This window comes from Bacteroides sp. AR20 (assembly GCF_964250605.1).
GTDB lineage: Bacteria > Bacteroidota > Bacteroidia > Bacteroidales > Bacteroidaceae > Bacteroides > Bacteroides uniformis.
On sequence record NZ_CAXUGK010000002.1, the window covers coordinates 26,578 to 48,972 of the forward strand.

Sequence of the window (22,395 nt, forward strand, 5' to 3'; positions counted from 1 at the left end):
ATTGTTAGTCAGTGCAACGGATTATTCCGTATTTTTGCAACGCTAATCAAATAAAACACAACGTAATTTTTAAATGAACGAATCATGAAAAACTTATTTGACATTAAAGACAAAGTAGTGGTCATAACCGGTGGAACAGGAGTATTGGGGAAAGCCATCGCCTTTCATCTGGCAGAAGAAGGTGCAAAGGTCGTCATTTTGGGACGCAAGGCAGAAATAGGGGACGCCATTGCCGGAGAAATCAAGGCAAACGGTGGAGAAGCCATGTTCCTGACAACCGACGTGATGAACCGTGAACTGCTGGAACAGAACTTGGCTGACATCCTGAAAGCCTATGGCCGCATAGATGCCCTGCTGAATGCAGCCGGCGGAAATATGCCGGGTGCCACCATCGCGCCCACGGGCACTTTCTTCGATTTGAAGATAGAAGAGTTCCAACGGGTGCTGGAATTAAACCTGACCGGTACCGTACTGCCTACACAAGTCTTCCTCAAACCGATGGTGGAGCAGAAGGCAGGTGCTATTGTCAACTTCTCCAGCATGGCTGCTTTCCGCCCCATGACGCGTGTAGCCGGATATGCTGCCGCAAAAGCCGGTATCTCCAATTTCACAGCCTTCATGGCTACGGAAGTTGCCAAGAAGTTTGGTGAAGGTATTCGTGTAAATGCCATCGCACCCGGATTTTTCCTCACAGAGCAGAACCGTGCCCTGCTGACGAACCCGGATGGAAGCTACACGGAACGTGGGCAAGATGTGATTCGCCAAACTCCCTTCGGACGTATGGGCCGTGCAGAAGAGCTTTGCGGAACCATCCAATACCTCATCAGCGATGCTTCCAGCTTTGTCACCGGTACGGTGGCTGTAGTGGACGGAGGGTTCAACGCATTCGCCATGTAAATAGTAAATTGCAAATCATCAAACAATAAATAACATGATTCTTTGTGAACAAACCTGGCGCTGGTACGGTCCCAACGACCCGGTAAGCCTTTGGGACATCAAACAAGCCGGGGCTACCGGCATTGTAAACGCCTTGCATCATATTCCAAACGGGGAAATATGGACAGTAGAGGAAATCAAGAAACGGAAAGAAATGATTGAAGCCGTAGGTCTGCGCTGGTCTGTAGTAGAAAGTGTACCCGTACACGAACATATCAAGACCCAAACCGGAGACTTCCAGAAGTATATCGACAACTATAAAGAGAGCTTGCGTAACCTGGGCAAATGCGGCATTCACATTGTCACCTACAACTTTATGCCCGTACTGGACTGGACACGTACCGACCTCGCCTACGAACTACCCGACGGCAGTCGTGCCCTCCGCTTTGAACGTGCCGCTTTCATCGCCTTCGACCTCTTCCTGCTACGTCGTCCCGGTGCAGAAGGCGAATACACCGATGAAGAAAAGGCCAAAGCCCGTGCCCGCTTCGAACAGATGACAGAGGCAGACAAACAACTGCTTGTACGCAACATGATTGCCGGACTTCCCGGCTCAGAAGAAAGCTTCACCCTGGAACAGTTCCAACAGGAACTGGACCGCTACAAGGGCATCACTCCGGAACGCCTGCGTGCCAACCTGATCTATTTCCTGCAAGAAATCACTCCGGTAGCCGACGAAGCAGGTGTCATGCTCGTTATCCATCCGGACGACCCACCGTACTCCATCCTCGGCCTGCCACGCATCATGAGCTGTGCTGCCGATTTCCAGGCACTGATTGACGCTGTTCCCAACAAGAGCAACGGTCTTTGCCTCTGCACCGGTTCGCTCGGTGTAAGCAGCGCCAACGATTGTGCAGTCATCATGCAGCAATTTGCCGACCGCATCAACTTTGTCCATCTGCGCAGTACACAACGCGACGCCGAAGGCAATTTCTACGAAGCCAACCACCTGGAAGGAGACGTGGACATGTATCACGTGATGAAAGCCTTCCTTGAACTGCAACAACGCCGTGGTGTCTCTATCCCGATGCGACCCGACCACGGACACCAGATGGTAGACGACTTGAAGAAGAAAACCAATCCCGGCTATTCCTGTATCGGCCGTCTGCGCGGACTGGCAGAGCTTCGTGGACTGGAAATGGGTATAGCCAAATCGCTGTACGAATAAGGCACAAGATATAGCAAGCATAAGGAAAGAACAGGAAGCCCTCCGTCCGAAACTTCAAAGTTTCGGACGGAGGGCTTCCCTTTATAAGTTTTCTGCCATCAGCCGCCTCTTCTTAAGGCACTGTCTGCCGACATTTATTTACCTTCTTTTGCAGCAAGCACTTTCCATACAACGGCACTCAGCGCAGCACCCACAAACGGAGCTACAATGAACAGCCACAACTGAGAGAGAGCCTCGCCACCCTGGAACAGTGCCGGACCGATGCTACGGGCAGGATTGACAGAAGTTCCCGTAACAGGAATACAAACAATGTGCACTAATACCAACGTAAGACCAATGGCCAATCCTGCAAGATTACCCGCCCCCTTCTCGGAATCAGTAGAACCTAACACAACCAGCACAAAGATAAACGTGAACACAGCCTCTGCAATGAATGCCTGCAACATCATTCCGTCAGCAAACCCATTGGAATCGGTAGCCGTAGGACCACCATGAGCGCCCGTAGACACCAATGCATAAAGAATGGCAGAACCGATAACCGCCCCGATAACCTGAAACACCATATACATGGCTGCATCTTTCCCGCTCATCCTGCCGGACAACAGAACGCCCAGGGTAATGGCAGGATTAATATGACAGCCCGAGATTCCTCCGATAGCGTATGCCATCGCCACAACGGACAAGCCGAAAGCAAAAGCCACTCCCAGCGTTCCGACACCTGCACTAACCGCCCCCGCCGCACTTCCGGCAAAGACAGCACTACCACATCCCATCAGGACAAGAACCATTGTCCCGATCATTTCTGTAAAAATAAATATAAAAGATGAAAATCTGCCCAAACACGGCGGTAAAAACTCACCCATTACTACAAAACATCACTGCTTTGACTCTAACATCCAGCATATCTGCATCTTCTTTAGCCAACCCGAAGAAACTCAGAAATATAAGAAAACATATTGGCTTGTAAAGAGTACAAAGAAAGGGTGCAACCTCACGGCCACACCCTCCATCTACACTATCTTTGATAATAACCTAAAAGGAAACTTTATTTCCCTACATCATTTCAATTCAAAAGGAACCGTTCCCTTCACATCGGCTGCCGAAGCTGCTATGACAGCCTCGAACTTGCCCGGCTCGGCCACCCAAGCGTGCTGGGTGTCATCGAAGAAGCTAAGAGCCTCCTTATCAATGGTAAATGTGACTTCCTTTGTTTCGCCCGGAGCCAGTTTCACCTTTTGGAAACCTTTCAGTTCCTTGACGGGACGAGGCAGAGAGGACTTCTTGTCACTGATGTACAGTTGGACAACTTCCTGCCCTTCGCGCGCTCCGGTATTCTTTACAGAAACCTTCACGGTCAGCGTACCGTCGGCCTGCATGGTCTTGCTGTCGGCCGTCGGCTTGCCATATTCGAAAGTGGTATAGCTCAAACCGTGGCCGAAGGGGAACAACGGTTTCACCTTCTTCTGCTTATCGGCCCAACGGTAGCCCACGAAGATGCTTTCATTATACTTGATGTCGATGATGTCCTTGCTCCGTTTGCCGGTATATTCGCCCAAACTGTGGGCCGGGCAGTCCTCCAGCTTCACGGGGAAGGTGAACGGAAGCTTGCCGCTGGGATTGACATCACCCATGAGGATGGCGGCAAGGGAACTGCCGGCTTCGGAACCCAGATACCAGTCCTGCACGATGGCAGGCACCTCGTTCACCCACGGCATGGCAATGGCGTTGCCGGAGATGTTGACGACAATCAGATTCTTGTTCGCCTCGGCCAGTGCGGAGATAACGGCATCCTGACCGTAGGACAAGCCCAGACCCTTACGGTCGGAGTCCTCGCAGTCCTGGCCGTTGCTCTTGTTCAGGCCGCCGATGAAGATGACATAATCGGCATCCCGGGCCTCTTTCACGGCTTCAGCTATCAGCTCTTCGGGAGTACGGTCATCCTTCAGATTCTGTCCGGTCACCACCCCGTTGTATTCACCGCTTGCATCGCCCACGTAGCCACGGGCATAGACCACCTCGGCCTTGCCGGCCACACGCTGCTTGATGCCGTCCAACGGAGAGAGTTCGCGCTGTACCTTCAGGGAAGAACTACCACCGCCTACGGTCATCATCTTGATGGCATTCTCGCCCACTACAAGAATCTTTTTAGTCCGGTTCAGGTCTATCGGGAGCACATTGCCCTTGTTCTGCAACAGTACGATGCCCTCCTCACCGATGCGGCGGGCAGCCTCGTAATGTTCCGGAGAGAGCATGCTTCCCCACGGACGGTCGGGGTTCATCACCGTACGGAAGATAAGGCGCAGAATGCGGCGTACCTTGTCGTCCAGTTCCGTGGTACCTACCTTACCTTCGCGGATGAGGTTCAGATAGGGATTTGCCAGATAATAGTTATCGTATGCGTTGCTGGCACCGTTCGAGAGCCCGTTGGTCCAACTGCCAAATTCCATATCCAGCCCGTTGGTGATGGCTTGCCAGGTATCGTGCGTGCCGCCCCAGTCGGAAATGACTACGCCGTCGAATCCCCATTCGCCCTTCAATATATCGTTCAATGTGTATTGGTTGTGACAAAGATGTTGGCCTTTGTATAGGTTGTAGGCACCCATGATGCTCCACGCTCCGCCTTCCTGCACGGCCATCTTGAAAGCAGGCAGATAGATTTCATAAAGAGCACGGTCGTCCACGATGACGTTGGTGGTGTGGCGGTTCACTTCGTGGTTGTTCAAGGCGAAGTGTTTCACGCAGGCAGCCACGCCGTTCTGCTGCACGCCCCGGATATAGGGCGACACCATCTTTCCGGCCAGATAAGGGTCCTCACCCATATACTCGAAGTTGCGTCCGTTGAGCGGTGTGCGGTAGATATTGACACCGGGGCCCAGCAGGACGGACTTGTTGCGGTAGCGTGCCTCTTCACCGATGCTCTGTCCGTAAAGGAGAGACATTTCGGGGTTCCAGGTTGCCGCCAGACAGGTCAGGGCAGGGAAAGCCACGCAGGAGTCGTTGGTGCATCCGGCTTGTTCCCACTCGTCCCACAACACATCGGGACGTATGCCGTGGGGGCCGTCGTCCGTCCATACATCGGGAATGCCCAGACGGGGCACACCCGCACTGCTGAACTTGCTTTGCGCATGAGTCAACTTCACTTTCTCTTCCAGGGTCAGACGGCTCAAGGCGTCTTCCACTCTTTCTTCAATAGGTTTGCTTGCGTCCAGATAGACGGGCTTCTGCTGGGCCGAAAGAGGCAGCGCGACAGCGGCCAGAACCAAACCGAATAATACTTTTTTCATTGTTGTATAATTAAGTTGTTATATAAGTAAGCAATCATAATCAGTCCGTACCATTGATAATCTCCAACATACAAGGGAATATGACTTAGCCCTACCTACATAGGAACTGAAGTCCTTACACCCGTATAGTGAGTACCCATAACATCCGGATGTTGTTGTCCAAAACATCCCCATGTTTTACCCCAAAACACCCGGATGTTTTATCCCAATACATCCCCATGTTTTGTCCTAAAACATCCAGATGTTTTGGGTGCTCAGTCCTATGGTGTGTACAGCTCAGTCCCTACCTCTTTCATGCTAAGTCCCGGCATCTCATCCTCTAGGACTTGATACGTACTGTTTGCAGCGAGGCAGCACCCGCTACTTCATTCCCAATGACCGGATATAACCCTCCTGAACCACACAATTCTTCAGTTTGCATGCCTCGATAAAGTCCATCATCGCCTTGCGGGACATGGCCTGCGCGGGACGTGCCTCACGGATTTCCTTGTACGTGGCACGCGGTGCTTCGGAGAAATACACGATGTTTGCCCAGTTCTCCGGCGGAGTGATGCCGACGAAAGAAGAACCGTCCATCTTCTTGTAGGGCCAGAAGGTATAGCCGATGTTGTTCTCGCGCATCGTCTGGCAGAAAGCGGCCTGCCATTCGTCCGTATTGTGGCCTATCTCACCCATGTACATGGGCAGGTTCACACTGTCGCGGAAGTTGATAATCGTCTGGATGGCAGCTTGGGTAGGTTCGCCTCCGTAACGGTGGCAAGTGTACATTATCTTGTCGTCGAACTTGGAGTCCTTGAAAGGCTTGAAATTACCGTTCCATTGCGCACCGCCCAGCAGAATGATGTGGTTGCTGTCCACCTCGCGGATGGCGGCTACACCTTTCTTATATACATCTTCCAGCTTGCCGTTGAGTTCCTCCATGTTCTCGAAGTAAGGGGCAATGGGCTCGTTGAAGAGTTCGTAACCGAGGATGACCGGTTCGTTCTTGTAGCGGTCGGCTATCCGGCGCCAGATGTCACAGTAGAGTTGCTGGCTGACTTCGCTGTCGAACAGCCAGGGATAGCCGTAGCTGTCGTCGATGTTGTCGCCCGTCTGTCCGCCGGGAGCGTCGTGCATGTCGAGGATGAGGTACAAGTCCGATTCGCGGCACCACTCTACCAGGCTGTCCACGCGGGCAAAGCCGTCTTGGTCGGCAGTCAGCCCCATATAGTCCTCGTCCGTAAACAGTTTGTAATGGAAAGGCAGGCGGATGGTGTTGGCACCCTGCTCCTTGATGAAGCGGATGTCCTCGCGCGTTACATAATTGTCCTTGAATGCTTTCCAGAAGTCGGCCGTAAAGTCCGGTCCCACCAACTGGCAGAACATCTCATTGATGAAACGGCCGGAATTGGTCTTGTTGAACTTGAACATGTATCCTTCCGGATTCAGCCAGTTGCCCAGGTTGGTACCCATGATGAAGAGTTTGGTACCGTCGGGCTTTATCAAGTCCTGACCTTGAATGGTTACGAATGCATCCGAAGTTACTTCTTTTGTCGCTTGTTTCTCACCGCATCCCACAAGGCCCAAAGACAGCAAGGCGATGGAAATGCTTGTCGCTAATAAATGTTTCATGGCAATAATTTTGGTTATAGTATTAGTTGCGATATTCGCTTTTGCTTCCCCAAAGTTAGGAAAGATAAGAACACCTCGTACCGGCGAATCGGGAATAGGTGGAAGGAGTGAAGAAGCATGAACAAACAAACAACTAATAATCAGAAATATAATCAAAAGAAGAGAAAGGCAGAAAGTGGATTCAAAAAGCCGGTTTGACGTATTGTCAGCGTATCTGCATCAGCCGTATTTCAAAGTCCTCGCGCGAAATGCGGGCCTTGTTCTTCACTTTGGCACGGTAATTATAGATGGTGTTTACGGAATAACGGAGGAATTCTGCAATCTGCGAACTGTCGTCGATGCCCAGACGAATCAAGGCGAAAATGCGGAGTTCCGTATTCAGCAACTCGCCTTTACGGAGCACGATGCGTTCTTCGGGCTGCAGCAAGTCATTGAATTTATCGACAAAATCGGGGAAAAGGTGCAAGAAGGCAGTATCAAAGTTATCATAGAGTTCCTTCAGTCCGGTGTCCAGCACCTCGCGGGAACGCACCATCTTCAGCAGCTCTTCCATCTGCCCGGCAGAGATTTTCTTGTTGACCATCCGCCGGTAGGTATCCAGCCGGTTGATATAAACGGAGCAGAGGTTCATGAAACGGCCCACATACTCCTCCTTGATGTTGTTTGAGAGTTGCAGTTGCTCGTTGGCATGCTCCAGCTTGTTCCGTGCGGCAGAGAGTCGCTGCATCTGCCGGTAGATAAAGCCCACTGCCACCACCAACAGCACAATCAAAGCGCTGATGAGCCAGAGGTACAGCCGGAGCCGGTCATTCTGCTTCTCACGCATGGCCTGATAAGTGAGGTCTATCAGTGAAAGGATGCCGGCAGTCTGGAGGCTGCGGCTACGGGCGTTGTATCGGTTGGTTTCGTCCCACGAGAAACGGATGTAACGGTAGGCATGCTCCATATCCCCTTCCTCATAAAGAAGTTCCGCCAGGTTCCAGAGTGAGGCATGGTCTGTGATGCTCAGGCGAATATCGGTCAGTGCAGACAAAGCCAGATAGCGCTTCTCCTCCTCCCGGTTCCCGAGCCGGCGGTAGAGCAATGAGCGCTGATAGGTCACCAGCGCATATTCGGGAGTATTGGGCTTGGCATGTGCCAGACGCGTATCATTGATGCTCAAGGCTTCGTCCGGATGGCCTGTAGCGGCCTCCCGCGTCTCTCTTCGTTCCAGATAGAGGGGGGATGAAGGCAGAAGTTCCTGCATCAAAGAATCGTCATAATGGGTAGCCAAAGCCTGATAATGCTTCTTGAAAGAATCGTCCAGCGTATAGAAACTCAGTTCTGTGTAAAGTTTATGACAGGCATTGTAATAGTCCGGCAGCAGATGGGAGGGAAGGGAGGCTTTGTCCGTCTGCCTCAAGAGTTCGGCGGCTTCCTCGTACATGCCTGCCGAAGCCATCAGGTGGGCAAGCTCCAGCCTTGTTTCGAGTGCTGCATTCCGTTGGCCATAGCGTTCTGCCCAATCCAGATTGACACGAAGATAATGGATGGCAGAGTCGCAGATATATGCCTTGTACTCCTTATAAATTTCCCCATTCCATCGAAAAAAAGAGAGATTGGCGGTGTCGGCATCCAGCAATTGGCACTTCAGCCGGGCAATGCGCCCTTCACGCACGGCGACATAGTGCCGATGCGCCTCGATAGCCTCATCCAAAGAAGCCGTCAGTGCAGTGAAAGACGACATGCCGGCAGCCAAAGCCACACTTTGCCATACCACGACGGCAAGAAAACAAAAAATGAACAATCTCCTTTCCATGACCATAAAGTTCATGCAAATATAGCAAGAAATCCTGCAAAGCAGTAGCATCGGAAAGAATAGTTTCCTATATTTGCGTTCAAAACCCCCAAACAAATTATCTATCATGAAAAGCTTAACACTCCAACGGATTGCCGCGGTAGACGTATTCCGCGCACTCACCATGTTCCTCATGCTCTTTGTCAACGACATTCCCGGACTGAAAAACGTGCCCCACTGGCTGATGCATGCCAGGATGGACGAAGACATGATGGGATTCTCCGACACCATCTTCCCTGCTTTCCTTTTCTGCATGGGCATGTCCGTATCCTTTGCCATACAAAACCGGTACAAAAAGGGAGACAACACCCTGCAAGTCGTGGCCCATATCTTCTGGCGGACAGTGGCACTGATTGCCATGGGACTGTTTTCACTGAACAGCGGAGGCATCGAAGGCGGCCTCTCACATCAATGGTTTTCCATCTTGATGGTCATCGGCTTCTTCCTCACCTGGGGGGTATATCCCAAAGCGGAAGGAACGAAAAAGACCCTTTTCACCGCAATGAAAACAGCAGGCGTGCTGCTGCTCGCCTTCCTCGTCATCTACAAGGACATGAACGGGAAACCGTTCCAGATAAGCTGGTGGGGCATCCTCGGACTTATCGGCTGGACGTATGCGGTATGTGCAGGCATCTATCTATTCACTCGGGAGAACCTGCGGAAGAATGCCATTGCCTGGTTCGTGGTCGTATTGCTTGCCGTAGTCAGCCATTCCGACTTGATACCGGGAGAGTACGGCAGCCGGATTGTCCTGCTTCCCTTTATCCCGAGCGACTGGACGCTGCATGCCCTTGGTATGTCCGGCGTACTGACCTCCCTGCTCATGCAGCGCTATGCCGACCGGGAACGGCCGGGACGGTTCATCGGCATGCTCTGTGCCCTCGGCATAGGAATGCTTGTCCTTGCCCTCGTCTCACACCCGTTCTGGATTATATCCAAAATACAAGCCACACCGACATGGCTGTTCTACTGCCTCGCCATGTTCTTCCCCTTGTTCGGCTTCTTCTACTGGCTGACGGACGTGAAAGGCAAGACCAACTGGTTCGATATTATCAAACCCGCAGGCACGGCAACGCTGACCTGCTATATTATCCCTTACATCTGGTATGCTGTCCAGCAACTGCTGCATCTGCACTATCCCGAAGCATTGGGAAGCGGTGTACCGGGGCTGCTCAAGTCCCTCGTCTTCTCGCTTGTCATTGTGGGGCTGACCGGCCTGCTGGTGAAAGGCAAGATTAAACTGAAAGTATAATGTTGAAAGTCCAAACACCCAACGGTGACCGCAAGGTGCTGCTGCATTCGTGCTGCGCACCTTGCTCCTCTGCCATCATCGAGTGCATGCTGGAGAACGGCATACGCCCCACCGTATTCTACTGCAATCCCAACATCTATCCGCAGGCGGAATATGAGATAAGGAAAAACGAGGCTATCCGTTTCGTAACCTCCAAAAACATCGATTTCATCGATGCAGACTACGATTATGCACACTGGCTGCACACCATGCAAGGCCTGGAGCACGAACCGGAACGCGGCAGCCGTTGCCTGAAGTGCTTCACCCTGCGCCTGACAGAGACAGCCCGCTACGCCTCCGAACACGGTTTCTCCGTATTCACCACTACCCTCGCCTCTTCGCGCTGGAAAAGCCTGGAACAAATCAATGAAGCCGGACGCCGTGCCGCCGCGCTCTACCCGGGCACCCTCTTCTGGGAACAGAACTGGCGGAAAGGCGGACTTCAGGACCGGCGCAACCAACTGCTGAAAGAGTATGACTTCTACAACCAGCAGTATTGCGGCTGTGAATTCAGCATGCAACGGTTGGAAAAGAACGAAACGATATAAAATCGGCCGGATTATGTACGATATCGTACTAAAACTAGGTACGTTTCCCGTAACTTTGTTTCATGTTAACAATAAGAACTAAAGAAAACATGAAGAAACTGACTTTTACATTATTCATCGCCCTAGCAGTGGCATGCCTCTTTTCAGTTCCCTGCAATGCCAAGGGAAAAGCAAAACACGTAGTTTTCATCGGTCTTGACGGCTGGGGTAGCTACAGTGTTCCCAAAGCAGACATCCCCCACATCAAGCAACTGATGGCAGACGGTTCTTATACATTAGAAAAACGGACTGTACTTCCCTCCTCCAGCGCCGTCAACTGGGCAAGCATGTTTATGGGGGCAGGTCCTGAATTGCACGGATATACGCAATGGGGCTCCAAGACTCCCGAGCTTCCGTCACGCGTACTGAACCAGCACGGCATATTTCCTACCATCTTCCAGCTGCTACGTGATGCCCGGCCGGAAGCGGAAATAGGCTGCCTGTATGAATGGGACGGTATCAAATACCTTGTAGACACTCTTGCCTTAAGCCACTATGCGCAAGCGCCCGACTACAACAAACATCCCGAAGCCTTATGCGGTATGGCAGAAAAGTATATCAAGGAGAAACAACCGACCCTTCTTGCCATTTGCTTTGACAACCCCGACCATGTAGGCCATCAAGCCGGACACAATACTCCTGAATATTACGCCAAACTGAAAGAACTCGACGGTTATGTGAGCCGCATCATCCAGGCCGTTACAGAGGCAGGCATGCTGAAAGAAACAATCTTCGTCGTTACTGCCGACCACGGAGGTATTGAAAAAGGACATGGCGGCAAGACCATGCAGGAAATGCAGACTCCCTTCATCATCTCCGGAAAGAACATTAAGAAAGAAGGCGAATTCCACGAAAGCATGATGCAGTATGACGTTGCCTCCACCATTGCCCACATCTTCGGGCTGAAACAGCCACAAGTATGGATAGGACGTCCTATGTTGCAGGTTTTCAAATAAAAAAAGCGGTCAGCGATAAATGAGCGTCGAAAGATAGTCCTCGGCAAACATCTCGTTCGCCACCTCTAACAGAGCTTCCGAAGTGAGCTGTTCAATGCGATGGAACACGGCTTCGGAAGTTTCGCATTTATTATAATGCAGGAAAGTCTTTCCCATACCCAGCGCATTGTTCTCATTATTATCCGAAGCTACACCGATTTGCCCGATAAGCTGCTTCTTGGCGGCCGCAAGCTGCGAGGAAGTCATCCGGACATCACGCAAGCGTTTCAATTCCTTATATACCAGGCGGGTGCAGTAGTCCAAATCTGCAGGGTCGCAACCGAAGTAGATGCAGAAAGTTCCCGTATCGGTATAGGAAGTCAAGTTGGATTCTACGTTATAGACCAGCCCACGACGTTCACGGAGAGAGACGTTCAAGCGGCTGTTCATGCCCGGGCCACCCAAGACATTGTTCAGCAGGTAAAGTGCGGTGCGCTTGTCATCGTATGCATTATATCCCCGGCTGCCAATCATGACATGTGCCTGGTGAGTATCCTTATGCACTACAAGATGCTCGGGTACATAGAGGGGCGGCAGAGTACGACCATAATGCACCGGTGTTGCCGGTATATCCGCCAGAAGTTTTTTTGCCATAAGCACAACTTTCTTGAAACTCAGATTACCCAGAACAAAGAAAACCATATTGTTGGGATGGTAGAAGCGGGCAGTGAATGCGGCAGCATCCTCACTGCGAAACTGCTTTAACTGCTCGGGATTGCCCAGAATGTTGCGTCCCAAGGGATGCCCCCTGAATATCAAGTCCTCAAAATCATCGAAGATTAGCTCGGAAGGGTTGTCTTCGTAGGATTGTATCTCGTCGATAATCACCTCTGTCTCCTTCTCTATCTCGCGTTGCGGAAAGGTGGAGTGGAATACAATATCCACCAGAAGTTCGAAGGCACGGCCGAAATGCTCGGTCAGGAAAGCAGAGTAAATCACCGTCTCTTCCTTGTTGGTGTAAGCGTTGAGGTCACCGCCCACATTCTCCATGCGGTTCAGAATGTGCCATGCCTTGCGCTTGGCGGTACCTTTAAATATAAGGTGCTCCACAAAATGCGCCATACCCTGCTCGTTTTCAAGCTCGTCGCGCGTACCCGCATCTACGGCAAAACCACAATAAGCCACTTTGGAGGCTGAGGGTTCGTGAATGATGCGCATGCCATTGGGCAGAGTATATTGATTGAAAGTTGGCAGTAAATTTTCTTTTAAGTTCTTCATTCTGACGTTTCAAACTATTTGAGGCGACAAAAATACAATAAAACTTATTGCCGTTTATAGAAAATTGCAGATATTTGCAATTGCTATAATTTTAAGCACATTAATCAAATTAGCACATTAAGTATGATTGCATCCATTCAAGAGCTTTTGCAGAAAGAGGCACAGGCCGTACTGAACATTCCAGTGACGGACGCTTATGAAAGAGCTGTAGAACTCATCGTAGAACAAGTGCACCGCAAAAAAGGGAAACTGGTAACTTCGGGTATGGGCAAGGCAGGACAGATAGCCATGAACATCGCTACCACCTTCTGCTCTACCGGTATTCCGTCCGTTTTCCTGCACCCCAGCGAAGCACAGCATGGTGACCTCGGCATCCTCCAGGAGAATGACTTGTTGCTGCTCATCTCCAATTCGGGCAAAACTCGCGAAATCGTGGAGCTGACACAGCTGGCACATAACCTGAACCCGGGACTGAAGTTCATCGTCATCACCGGAAACCCCGACAGCCCCCTGGCACACGAATCCAACGTATGCCTCAGCACCGGGAAACCGCAAGAAGTATGTGTACTGGGCATGACACCCACGACTTCGACCACCGCCATGACCGTCATCGGCGACATCCTGGTGGTACAGACCATGAAAGAAACAGGATTCACCATTGAAGACTACTCCAAGCGCCATCACGGTGGTTACCTCGGAGAAAAATCAAGATCGCTATGCGTAAAGTAATAGGCATCGGAGAAACCATACTGGACATCATATTCCGTGGCGAACAGCCCACAGCAGCCGTTCCGGGCGGTTCGGTATTCAACGGCATCGTTTCACTGGGACGTATCGGTGTTCCCATCTGCTTTATCAGTGAAACGGGCAACGACCACGTGGGCAATATCATCCTCAACTTCATGCGCGAGAACAATATTCCCACAGACCATGTCAATGTGTTCCCCGACGGGAAGTCCCCCGTATCACTCGCTTTCCTGAACAACCGGAGCGATGCGGAATACATCTTCTACAAAGATTATCCCAAGCAGCGCCTGGACGTGGAATATCCGCAGATTCAGGAAGACGACATCGTAATCATAGGGTCGTACTATGCCCTGAATCCGGTACTGCGCGACAAAGTGGTGGAGCTACTGGAACGCGCACACGACATGCATGCCATTATCTACTACGATCCCAATTTCCGTTCGTCCCATAAAGAGGAGGCCATCAAGCTGGCTCCCACCATCATCGAGAATCTGGAATACGCCAACATTGTACGCGGCTCGCAAGAGGATTTCTTCTATATGTGGGGCCTGCAGGAGGCCGACAAGATATACAAAGACAAAGTAAAGTTCTACTGCCGCAACTTCCTCTGCACAGCCGGCGCGGAGCAGGTTTCATTGCGCACCGGCACGATTTCCAAGGAATATTCCATCCCCCCACTGGAGGCGGTCAGCACCATCGGTGCAGGAGACAACTTCAACGCAGGCATCATCTTCGGGCTGCTGAAACATAATGTACGCTACGAGGACCTCGATACCATGGACGAGGCTACTTGGGACCAAGTTATCCAATACGGCATTGAGTTTGCCGCCGAGGTATGCAAGAGTTTCAACAACTCCGTTTCAAAGGAATTTGCAGAAGCACGAAAATACCAGCCATAGACACCCTTACAAAAGGGTGTTCACCACAGATTACATGGCCTGAAAATCCATGCAATCTGTGGTAGAACAGCTTCCGGATTAACAAAATTCTCCCGCTTTTCCTTTCATTTCTGCTTTTTTTTTGCTTTATTTGTCTATCCTTTATACCTTAAGCATTCGCGCTATGAATACAAAAGGAAGCAGACAGCACTCTCCAACCCCTCCTAAGCAGAAATGGCAAAACATCTGCCTTGCCTTGTGCATTCTTTTAGGAATACTCGCCTCTTGCGAAACAGAAGAATCCTTCTATCAACCCCGATTCCCGGCAAACGATGTCCCGTTGACCCGGCAAGCGTTATTCAAGCCGGAAAACTTCTTTGCCTACACCGACTCTACCCTAAAAGCCGTGATTTCCGCACTACGCAGAGTGGAAGAAGAAAAGCATTTCACCGCTTCTTTCCTGTTGAAATACGGCATTCCTCTCTGGAACTTCACCTATAAATTGACTGGAGAAGAGACCTGTATCTTCGTTCCCCTCTACCGCCTTGACAAGCCACACTGCATCGATGCCATCTGGCTGTTGCACATCAAAGACGGATGGATGAAGTTTTTTCCATTGAAGCGTGATGACGAACTCATAAGAGAAAGCGACCAAGTGTTCATATTCGACTTGTTAAGCTATCTAGTATTTGGCGAAGAGAATGCGCAAGGACTCACATTCAAGCCTCATGCCCAGACCCGTTCGGTAATAACCGTCACCCAATGCTGGGATGTATATACCGGACCTAAAGACCAGCTGGAATACAGCTATACCAACTGCGTTAGTCATTCCTATTGGGTAGATGATGCCCTTATAAATAATAGCAACTGGAACAGTGAAGGAGGAGGAAGCGGCGATGTGTGGATTGGAGGAGGAAGTTCAGGAGGTTCCGGCTCTTCATCGGGCACTCCGGCAGGAAATATATTCAAGAAAGAGGCCGACCAAGACTCGCTTTTATGGGTAATCACCGAAAACATGACAGCCCGAATCATGGAAGACTGTTTGGGAGGAGACCTATACAGCCAACTGAAAGAGAAAGTCAAAAACAACAAAATCAATCTGGAATTCGATTTCGGCAAAGGGTATTCCTACAATTGGGAAGAGCATACCTTGCACATCGGATTGGAAGAATTGGAAGCAAACAACCTTCTGCATGAAATGTTCCATGTTTTCCAAACCACACAAGAGCCTATATCATCGTTCAAAAGTTCTATGATGAACAGAGAGATAGAAGCGCACTATGCGCAATACCTGTTCTTACAAAGGAGCGCGGAGTGGACGGACAAAAAACAAGATAAATATGCAAAAAGCCAACGCCTAAGAGCAACAACTTCATTGACTAAATATGTAAATCAGCAAGGTCATGTTACAACTTCATTCTTGGATATCTTTGAAACCTATATATCTAATAATGTCGTTAATGCTTTCCGTCAGGAAGGATACGACAATTATCCATTTAAAGAGTATTCGGATATCACCAATATTTTTCCCAACATAAAATTAACAACTAAAAATTGTGACGAATGAAAAGACTATTGCTTATTACACTGCTTATAGGATACATCTACCCTTGTGTAGCACAGGACAAACCTATCAGAACAGAAGAATCACTTGAAGGAACAGTCATTTATAAAAAGACCACCACTTTCGAGGTAGATGGTTATACGTACCAATGCGACGTAGATGACGGTAGCCAGTTTGTGACTCTTTATAACAAAGAAAACAAACTGACATACGAAAAGATTGTGTATAAAGACACGGGGAAGACATATATTGGCAGCTGGAGTAGCAATGTAATTGAATATGACAGATTCATGAGTCAGCAAGCAGATTTCATAGTAGACCAAGCATTCACCAAAGCCATGGCAGATGAAATTGGGAAAACGGAACTTATGATAACCATGTTGCTCAGTCCAAATACGGGAGAAGTAATGGAAGTGAATTTCAATTTTTTCACCTTTGAGCCATACGCCAAAGTGCCACTACATGTATATAGGGAAATCGAAGTAAAACTGAAAGAACAAATTCATTTTAAACCCATAGAGGAAGGAAAACAACTCAACTACATTATGCTGGCATGGATGCAAAAGCCCCAAGGGAAACTCCCCCCATTACCTCCTCCCGGTTCGCTAATGTAAGCAACATACAAAATTAACAACTAAAAATTGTGACGAATGAAAAGACTATTGCTTATTACACTGCTTATAGGATACATCTACCCTTGTGTAGCACAGGATAAACCTATCAGAACAGAAGAATCGCTTGAAGGAACAGTCATTTATAAAAAAACCACCACTTTCGAGGTAGATGGTTATACGTATCAATGTGACGTAGATGACGGTAGCCAGTTTGTGACTCTTTATAACAAAGAGAACAAGTTGACATACAAAGATATTGTATATAAAGCCACAGGAAAAATATACATCGGTAGCTGGAATGAAAAAAAAGTAATTGAATACAATAGCTCCATGAGTAAACAAGCAGACTTCATTGTGGACGAAGCTTTTACCAAAGCCATGGCAGATGAACTCGGAAAGCGTGAGTTCACAATAACCATGCTACTCAGTCCGGATACGGGGAAAGTAATGGAAGTGAATTTCAATTTCACGACCTTTAGCCCATACGCCAGAGTACCACTGCATGTATATAGGGAAATCGAAGTAAAACTGAAAGAACAAATACACTTTAAACCCGGAGAAGTGGGAAAACAACTCAATTACATCATGCTGTCATGGAGACAAAAGCCCCAAGGGAAACTCCCCCCATTACCACCTCCCGGTTCGCTGATGTAACATTGTAAACCAACCTGCCTATGCACGAAAGAATCTATAGCAGTTTTTTTAAAGTTCAAAAAAGAAATATAAAAGCTTGGCATTGCTGTTACCTTCTGTGGGTAAATTACATATATTTGTGATTAACGACATCAGAGAGGTTACGAATTATGTATAAGAACTTATTGAACTTGCTTGTTTTGGCAGTGCTGCTCCCTTCCTGCAATGGCACTGCCCCTCACATTTCCGTTGTATGCGAAGAAAACAACGTGGGCAACTGCATTGTAAAATGGGAAATGGCCCCTCTCATCAAAGGAAATGTGAAGGTATATGCTTCGACCAATCCCAACCATATCCCCGAAGATGTTCCCGTTGCCGTCGCCAACATCTCCGACCTGAAGATGACTGTCATCACTACCGACCCTACACAACGATACTACTACACACTTGTATTCGCTGACAAATACCGGGTAAAGATTGCCACCCGCAACATCAACATCCCCGGCATACAGAACTTCCGAGACCTGGGAGGCTATTCCTCCTATCCCACCCAAAAGAAAGTGCATTGGGGCATGCTGTACCGCTCTGCCGAAATAGATAAACTGAAACCGTGTTCGCGCAAAGAGCTCAAGAACATAGGCATAAGGACTATCATCGACCTGCGTTCATCTGTCGAAGCGAATAGACAAAGCCCTTTGCAACAGGCATTCAAAGTGATCCATATCCCCATTCCTACCGGCGACATGGAGTATATCCTGAAAGGTGTACAGAAACAGAAAATCAAGAGCGATACTGTCTACCGAATCGTGGAGCAGATGAACCGCGAGCTCATCAGCAACTACACCAAAGAATACCGCCGGATTTTCGATATTCTGCTGGACAAGAACAATTATCCCGTCGTTATCCATTGCTCGTCGGGCAAAGGGCGCACAGGCATCGTATCGGCACTTGTGCTTGCCTCCCTTGGAGTGGACGAAGACATCATCATGGAAGACTACCGCCTCAGCAACGACTACTTCAACATCCCGGCGGCCTCCCGATACGCCTACCAGCTTCCGGCACGCTCGCAAGAGGCCATCACCACCCTCTTCTCGGCACGCGAGGATTTCCTGAATGCCGCCATCGAAGAAATGGAACGAAGGTATGGAGATACCGACACCTACCTGCAAAGAGGCATCGGTCTGACAAAAGAAGAAAGAAAGAGACTGCAAGACATTCTTTTAACGGATAATTGACAATGGATAATGGATAATGAGTAGCCAATAAAAAACGATTTTATCATGTAATTGCATAATTATCAACCATCAATTATCAATTATCCATTGAAAAGCACTATCTTTGCGCCCGAAATATAAAGATAAAGATATACAGAAGATTTAATGAAGACATTTGAAGAGCTCGGTGTGTCGCCGGAGATACGCCGCGCCATCGAAGAAATGGGTTACGAGCAGCCCATGCCGGTACAAGAGGAAGTAATTCCCTACCTTTTAGGAGAAAACAATGATGTAGTAGCACTGGCACAAACAGGAACAGGAAAGACCGCAGCGTTCGGCCTGCCGCTCATACAGAAGATTAACGTCAACAACCGAATTCCCCAATCACTTATTCTCTGCCCCACCCGCGAACTTTGTTTGCAGATAGCAGGCGACTTGAACGATTATTCTAAATATACCGATGGCTTGCGAGTGTTGCCCGTATATGGAGGCTCGTCCATCGAAAGCCAGATACGCGCCCTGAAACGGGGTGTACACATCATCGTAGCCACACCGGGACGACTGCTGGACCTGATGGAACGCAAAACCGTGTCCCTCGCCACCATACAGAACGTGGTTATGGACGAAGCGGACGAAATGCTGAACATGGGATTCACAGACAGCATCAACGCCATTCTCGCCGATGTGCCGCAGGAGCGCAACACCTTGCTGTTCTCCGCTACCATGAGCCCGGAAATCGCACGCATCTCCAAGAAGTACCTGCGCGATGCCAAGGAAATCACCATCGGACGCAAAAATGAAAGCACCAGCAACGTGAAACACGTAGCCTTCTGTGTACATGCCAAAGACAAGTATGCTGCCCTGAAACGTATTGTGGACTACTATCCGCAGATATACGGCATCATCTTCTGCCGTACCCGCAAAGAAACGCAGGAAATAGCTGACAAGTTGATGCAGGAAGGCTATAATGCCGACTCGCTGCACGGCGAACTGAGTCAGGCGCAGCGTGACGCCGTGATGCAGAAGTTCCGCATCCGCAACCTACAACTGCTGGTTGCCACGGACGTTGCCGCACGCGGCCTCGATGTGGACGACCTGACACACGTCATCAACTACGGATTGCCCGATGACACCGAGAGTTATACCCACCGCAGCGGCCGTACGGGACGTGCCGGCAAAACCGGGACTTCCATCGCCATCATCAACCTGCGAGAGAAAGGCAAAATGCGCGAGATTGAGCGCATCATCGGCAAGAAATTCATTGCAGGCGAAATGCCCACCGGCAAACAGATATGCGAAAAGCAACTGCTCAAAGTGATAGACGATCTTGAAAAGGTGAAAGTGAACGAGGAGGAAATCGCCGACTTTATGACCGACATCTACCGCAATCTGGACTGGCTGAGCAAAGAGGACCTGATTAAACGCATGGTTTCGCATGAATTCAACCGTTTCCTGGATTACTATCGCGGCCGTGACGAGATAGAGACAGCAACCGGTAGTGAGCGTGGTGCAAGAAGTGGCGAGAGGGGCGACCGCAACGACCGTAGAAGCAGCCGCAAAGCAGAACCCGGCTTTACCCGCTTGTTCATCAACCTGGGTAAAATGGACAACTTCTTCCCCAACGAATTAATCAGCCTGCTGAACAACAATACACGTGGACGTGTAGAGCTGGGACGAATTGACCTGATGCAGAAGTTCTCCTTCTTCGAAGTGGAGGAAAAGGAAGCCACCAATGTAGTGAAGGCCCTGAACCGCGCCAGCTGGAACGGCCGTAAAGTATCCGTAGAGGTTGCTGGAGACGAGGGTAAGGAGGCTCCGAGGGGCAAACGTCCGGGTACAGCCGGAAGCCATGGGAAAAAAGAGTTTGACAGCAAGAAGCGCAGTTACAAGGAAGACGGCAAACGGAACGATGCCACCGGCAAACGCAGCGAAAAGGCCGAAAGTCCTGCAAACGACAAGAAGAAAGGCAAGCCCAGCCGCGAAGAGCGGGGTTACACCAAAGCCCGTGGCAAAAAGGATGACTGGAAACAGTTCTTCCAGGGCAACAATGACTTTAAGGATGCAGAGCCCGACTTCAGTGAAGAAGGGTGGGCAAGACGGACACCGAAGAAGAAGTGATATAAACTATAGAAAAAGGATAGGGTGATAAAACCGGCAGCATCCGCTACCGTTTTATCACCCTATCCTTTTTCACGACTCTTTATCCTTTATTTCGTGCAGCTTTTCGTACTGAATGCAACGAGCATCCAAACCATTTTCTCCTGCTCTTTCAGGTAGCCGGTCATCAAATCTGCCGTCACGTCATCGCCAGCTTCATTTGCCAGTTCAATTACCTTTCTCTCTTCACCAATCAGGTAGCCGTAAGTCTCGAGGATATGGTCCACAGCCTCACTGCCGCAAGAGATGTCGGACACTTCCTTCACGTTGGCAACCTTCAGGTATTCACTGAACTTATTCTCGGGCACGCCACCCAGCATCAAGATGCGCTCTGCAATCTCGTCAATCTTCTCGGCGGTATCGTCATACATACTCTCGAACTTCTCGTGCAGCACAAAGAAGCCGTGTCCCTTGATGTTCCAGTGCATACCGCGCAGATTGGTGTAATGTACCTGGAAGTCGGCCAATAATTGGTGCAATGCTGATGCTACGCCAGCCACTTTCTTTTCATTCAAATGCAAGTAATCTAAAGTTTTCATAATTCTATTGTTTTAAATATTTATACTATTTTTCTTTTGGGTATTGCAAAGATAAGGGGTAAATCAAGGCTTGTCAAACAGATAATTTCTATCTTTGCATAGACGAACTCTATACATAACCTTCAAATGCCTTGTTCATCATGACTTTACAACAATTGGAATACATCCTTGCCGTCAACCAGTTCCGCCACTTTGCCAAAGCAGCCGAATATTGCCGCGTGACACAGCCCACCCTCAGTGCCATGATTCAGAAACTGGAAGAGGAACTGGACACCCGGATTTTTGACCGCAGCCAGCAGCCGGTATGCCCCACTCCCGTCGGTATCCACATCATAGAACAAGCACAGAATATATTGGTTCAAGCCAACCGTATAAAGAATATTATAGAAGAAGAAAAACACTCACTGACCGGCACCTTCAAGCTGGGCATACTTCCCACCGTAGCTCCTTACCTCCTGCCCCGTTTCTTTCCGCAGCTGATGAAGAAATACCCCGACCTCGACATCCGGGTAGTCGAAATGAAAACAAACGACATCAAGAAAGCCCTGCAGACGGGAGAAATAGATGCAGGTATCGTAGCGAGTCTGGCAGGTATGGAAGAGTTGCAGCAGACGCCGTTGTTCTATGAACAGTTCTTTGCCTACGTGTCGCGCGAAGACGCCCTCTTCAACAACGAGGTAATCCGTACTTCCGACCTGAACGGCGAACAGCTTTGGCTGCTCGACGAGGGCCATTGCTTCCGCGATCAGCTGGTGCGTTTCTGCCAGATGAAGTCGGCACGTGCCAGCCAGCTTGCCTATCACTTGGGCAGCATGGAGACCTTTATGCGCATGGTAGAAAGCGGCAAAGGCGTGACCTTCATCCCCGAACTGGCCGTTCTGCAACTGGGCGATGCCCAGAAAGAGCTGGTACGTTCCTTCGCCATCCCCTGCCCCACCCGCCAGGTCGTGCTGCTGACCAATAAGAACTTTATCCGCCACACGCTGCTCGAAGTGCTGGTTAAGGAGATAAAACTTTCCGTACCCAAGGAAATGCTCTCACTGAAAGCAACCCAAGCAGTCGTATAGATTTCATCTATCGCTCCATAAAATCTTTCAATCGGATTTTTTGTTCTATCGGGGA

General features: G+C 49.6%; 19 protein-coding genes. 13 read left to right on the forward strand and 6 right to left on the reverse strand.

Going from position 1 to position 22,395, the window contains the following annotated elements; genetic code table 11:
• Positions 1-84 precede the first annotated feature (84 nt).
• Positions 85-897: an SDR family oxidoreductase gene (locus tag ACESTD_RS01400; RefSeq protein WP_057097399.1), complete on the forward strand. Its 813-nt coding sequence runs from the start codon at positions 85-87 to the stop codon at positions 895-897.
• Between the two features lie 34 nt (positions 898-931).
• Complete coding sequence (gene uxuA / locus ACESTD_RS01405) at positions 932-2,104, forward strand: mannonate dehydratase (protein ID WP_373158642.1); 1,173 nt, start codon at positions 932-934, stop codon at positions 2,102-2,104.
• Between the two features lie 134 nt (positions 2,105-2,238).
• On the opposite strand, the gene ACESTD_RS01410 is transcribed toward uxuA, so the two are convergent.
• From ACESTD_RS01410 to ACESTD_RS01425, 4 genes are all read right to left on the reverse strand, one after another.
• Positions 2,239-2,904, reverse strand: coding sequence for an MIP family channel protein (locus tag ACESTD_RS01410; RefSeq protein ID WP_373158641.1), 666 nt, complete (start codon positions 2,902-2,904; stop codon positions 2,239-2,241).
• 258 nt (positions 2,905-3,162) lie between these two features.
• Positions 3,163-5,388: a glycoside hydrolase family 3 C-terminal domain-containing protein gene (locus ACESTD_RS01415; RefSeq protein WP_373158640.1), complete on the reverse strand. Its 2,226-nt coding sequence runs from the start codon at positions 5,386-5,388 to the stop codon at positions 3,163-3,165.
• 360 nt (positions 5,389-5,748) lie between these two features.
• The gene (locus ACESTD_RS01420; protein ID WP_373158639.1) at positions 5,749-6,999 is read right to left on the reverse strand and encodes a glycoside hydrolase family 5 protein; all 1,251 of its coding nucleotides are present in this window, start codon (positions 6,997-6,999) and stop codon (positions 5,749-5,751) included.
• Between the two features lie 205 nt (positions 7,000-7,204).
• Entirely contained in the window at positions 7,205-8,797 is a 1,593-nt protein-coding gene (locus ACESTD_RS01425; RefSeq protein WP_373158638.1) for a DUF6377 domain-containing protein, read from the reverse strand.
• A 106-nt stretch (positions 8,798-8,903) separates the two neighbouring features.
• On the opposite strand from ACESTD_RS01425, the gene ACESTD_RS01430 reads away from it, so the two are divergent.
• The 3 genes from ACESTD_RS01430 (at position 8,904) to ACESTD_RS01440 (ending at position 11,670) form a co-directional block, all read left to right on the forward strand.
• Positions 8,904-10,088 carry a DUF5009 domain-containing protein gene (locus ACESTD_RS01430; protein ID WP_373158637.1) on the forward strand — a complete coding sequence of 395 codons (1,185 nt, stop codon included), beginning with the start codon at positions 8,904-8,906 and terminating at the stop codon, positions 10,086-10,088.
• Positions 10,088-10,675, forward strand: coding sequence for an epoxyqueuosine reductase QueH (locus ACESTD_RS01435; RefSeq protein ID WP_009037437.1), 588 nt, complete (start codon positions 10,088-10,090; stop codon positions 10,673-10,675). The genes ACESTD_RS01430 and ACESTD_RS01435 overlap by 1 nt, the downstream gene beginning before the upstream one ends.
• Before the next feature lie 89 nt (positions 10,676-10,764).
• Positions 10,765-11,670 carry an alkaline phosphatase gene (locus ACESTD_RS01440; RefSeq protein WP_044468248.1) on the forward strand — a complete coding sequence of 302 codons (906 nt, stop codon included), beginning with the start codon at positions 10,765-10,767 and terminating at the stop codon, positions 11,668-11,670.
• Positions 11,671-11,679: 9 nt separating this feature from the next.
• Here the strand turns inward: ACESTD_RS01440 and ACESTD_RS01445 are convergent, their stop codons facing one another.
• The gene (locus tag ACESTD_RS01445; RefSeq protein WP_009037438.1) at positions 11,680-12,927 is read right to left on the reverse strand and encodes a pitrilysin family protein; all 1,248 of its coding nucleotides are present in this window, start codon (positions 12,925-12,927) and stop codon (positions 11,680-11,682) included.
• A gap of 123 nt (positions 12,928-13,050) precedes the next feature.
• Here ACESTD_RS01445 and ACESTD_RS01450 point away from each other — a divergent pair, with 123 nt between their 5' ends.
• The 7 genes from ACESTD_RS01450 (at position 13,051) to ACESTD_RS01480 (ending at position 20,695) form a co-directional block, all read left to right on the forward strand.
• On the forward strand, positions 13,051-13,656 hold the full coding sequence (locus ACESTD_RS01450; RefSeq protein ID WP_005826081.1) for an SIS domain-containing protein: 606 nt from the start codon (positions 13,051-13,053) through the stop codon (positions 13,654-13,656).
• A complete protein-coding gene (locus tag ACESTD_RS01455) occupies positions 13,644-14,573 on the forward strand; it encodes a carbohydrate kinase (protein ID WP_005833892.1) in 930 nt (309 codons plus the stop codon). Before ACESTD_RS01450 ends, ACESTD_RS01455 begins: the two co-directional genes overlap by 13 nt.
• Before the next feature lie 163 nt (positions 14,574-14,736).
• Entirely contained in the window at positions 14,737-16,119 is a 1,383-nt protein-coding gene (locus ACESTD_RS01460) for a hypothetical protein (RefSeq protein ID WP_005833893.1), read from the forward strand.
• Complete coding sequence (locus ACESTD_RS01465) at positions 16,116-16,730, forward strand: DUF5043 domain-containing protein (protein WP_005826095.1); 615 nt, start codon at positions 16,116-16,118, stop codon at positions 16,728-16,730. Before ACESTD_RS01460 ends, ACESTD_RS01465 begins: the two co-directional genes overlap by 4 nt.
• 36 nt (positions 16,731-16,766) lie before the next feature.
• Positions 16,767-17,384: a DUF5043 domain-containing protein gene (locus tag ACESTD_RS01470; RefSeq protein ID WP_005826097.1), complete on the forward strand. Its 618-nt coding sequence runs from the start codon at positions 16,767-16,769 to the stop codon at positions 17,382-17,384.
• 149 nt (positions 17,385-17,533) lie between these two features.
• On the forward strand, positions 17,534-18,598 hold the full coding sequence (locus tag ACESTD_RS01475) for a tyrosine-protein phosphatase (RefSeq protein ID WP_373158636.1): 1,065 nt from the start codon (positions 17,534-17,536) through the stop codon (positions 18,596-18,598).
• Between the two features lie 144 nt (positions 18,599-18,742).
• Positions 18,743-20,695, forward strand: a complete 1,953-nt coding sequence (locus tag ACESTD_RS01480) for a DEAD/DEAH box helicase (protein WP_373158635.1) — start codon at positions 18,743-18,745, stop codon at positions 20,693-20,695.
• An 89-nt stretch (positions 20,696-20,784) separates the two neighbouring features.
• Here ACESTD_RS01480 and ACESTD_RS01485 read toward each other — a convergent pair whose 3' ends face one another.
• A complete protein-coding gene (locus ACESTD_RS01485; protein ID WP_005826103.1) occupies positions 20,785-21,273 on the reverse strand; it encodes a Dps family protein in 489 nt (162 codons plus the stop codon).
• A gap of 140 nt (positions 21,274-21,413) precedes the next feature.
• Here ACESTD_RS01485 and ACESTD_RS01490 point away from each other — a divergent pair, with 140 nt between their 5' ends.
• On the forward strand, positions 21,414-22,340 hold the full coding sequence (locus tag ACESTD_RS01490; protein WP_005826104.1) for a hydrogen peroxide-inducible genes activator: 927 nt from the start codon (positions 21,414-21,416) through the stop codon (positions 22,338-22,340).
• Positions 22,341-22,395 lie beyond the last annotated feature (55 nt).

Excerpts from the sequence above, each read along its gene's own strand:
- ACESTD_RS01480 (WP_373158635.1), top strand. The coding sequence starts at position 18,743 with ATGAAGACATTTGAAGAGCTCGGTGTGTCGCCGGAGATACGCCGCGCC.
- ACESTD_RS01400 (WP_057097399.1), top strand. The coding sequence starts at position 85 with ATGAAAAACTTATTTGACATTAAAGACAAAGTAGTGGTCATAACCGGT.
- uxuA (WP_373158642.1), top strand. The coding sequence starts at position 932 with ATGATTCTTTGTGAACAAACCTGGCGCTGGTACGGTCCCAACGACCCG.
- ACESTD_RS01420 (WP_373158639.1), bottom strand. The coding sequence starts at position 6,999 with ATGAAACATTTATTAGCGACAAGCATTTCCATCGCCTTGCTGTCTTTG.
- ACESTD_RS01490 (WP_005826104.1), top strand. The coding sequence starts at position 21,414 with ATGACTTTACAACAATTGGAATACATCCTTGCCGTCAACCAGTTCCGC.
- ACESTD_RS01415 (WP_373158640.1), bottom strand. The coding sequence starts at position 5,388 with ATGAAAAAAGTATTATTCGGTTTGGTTCTGGCCGCTGTCGCGCTGCCT.
- ACESTD_RS01445 (WP_009037438.1), bottom strand. The coding sequence starts at position 12,927 with ATGAAGAACTTAAAAGAAAATTTACTGCCAACTTTCAATCAATATACT.
- ACESTD_RS01460 (WP_005833893.1), top strand. The coding sequence starts at position 14,737 with ATGAATACAAAAGGAAGCAGACAGCACTCTCCAACCCCTCCTAAGCAG.
- ACESTD_RS01410 (WP_373158641.1), bottom strand. The coding sequence starts at position 2,904 with ATGATCGGGACAATGGTTCTTGTCCTGATGGGATGTGGTAGTGCTGTC.
- ACESTD_RS01465 (WP_005826095.1), top strand. The coding sequence starts at position 16,116 with ATGAAAAGACTATTGCTTATTACACTGCTTATAGGATACATCTACCCT.
- ACESTD_RS01440 (WP_044468248.1), top strand. The coding sequence starts at position 10,765 with ATGAAGAAACTGACTTTTACATTATTCATCGCCCTAGCAGTGGCATGC.
- ACESTD_RS01475 (WP_373158636.1), top strand. The coding sequence starts at position 17,534 with ATGTATAAGAACTTATTGAACTTGCTTGTTTTGGCAGTGCTGCTCCCT.
- ACESTD_RS01435 (WP_009037437.1), top strand. The coding sequence starts at position 10,088 with ATGTTGAAAGTCCAAACACCCAACGGTGACCGCAAGGTGCTGCTGCAT.
- ACESTD_RS01485 (WP_005826103.1), bottom strand. The coding sequence starts at position 21,273 with ATGAAAACTTTAGATTACTTGCATTTGAATGAAAAGAAAGTGGCTGGC.
- ACESTD_RS01425 (WP_373158638.1), bottom strand. The coding sequence starts at position 8,797 with ATGGAAAGGAGATTGTTCATTTTTTGTTTTCTTGCCGTCGTGGTATGG.
- ACESTD_RS01450 (WP_005826081.1), top strand. The coding sequence starts at position 13,051 with ATGATTGCATCCATTCAAGAGCTTTTGCAGAAAGAGGCACAGGCCGTA.
- ACESTD_RS01430 (WP_373158637.1), top strand. The coding sequence starts at position 8,904 with ATGAAAAGCTTAACACTCCAACGGATTGCCGCGGTAGACGTATTCCGC.
- ACESTD_RS01455 (WP_005833892.1), top strand. The coding sequence starts at position 13,644 with ATGCGTAAAGTAATAGGCATCGGAGAAACCATACTGGACATCATATTC.
- ACESTD_RS01470 (WP_005826097.1), top strand. The coding sequence starts at position 16,767 with ATGAAAAGACTATTGCTTATTACACTGCTTATAGGATACATCTACCCT.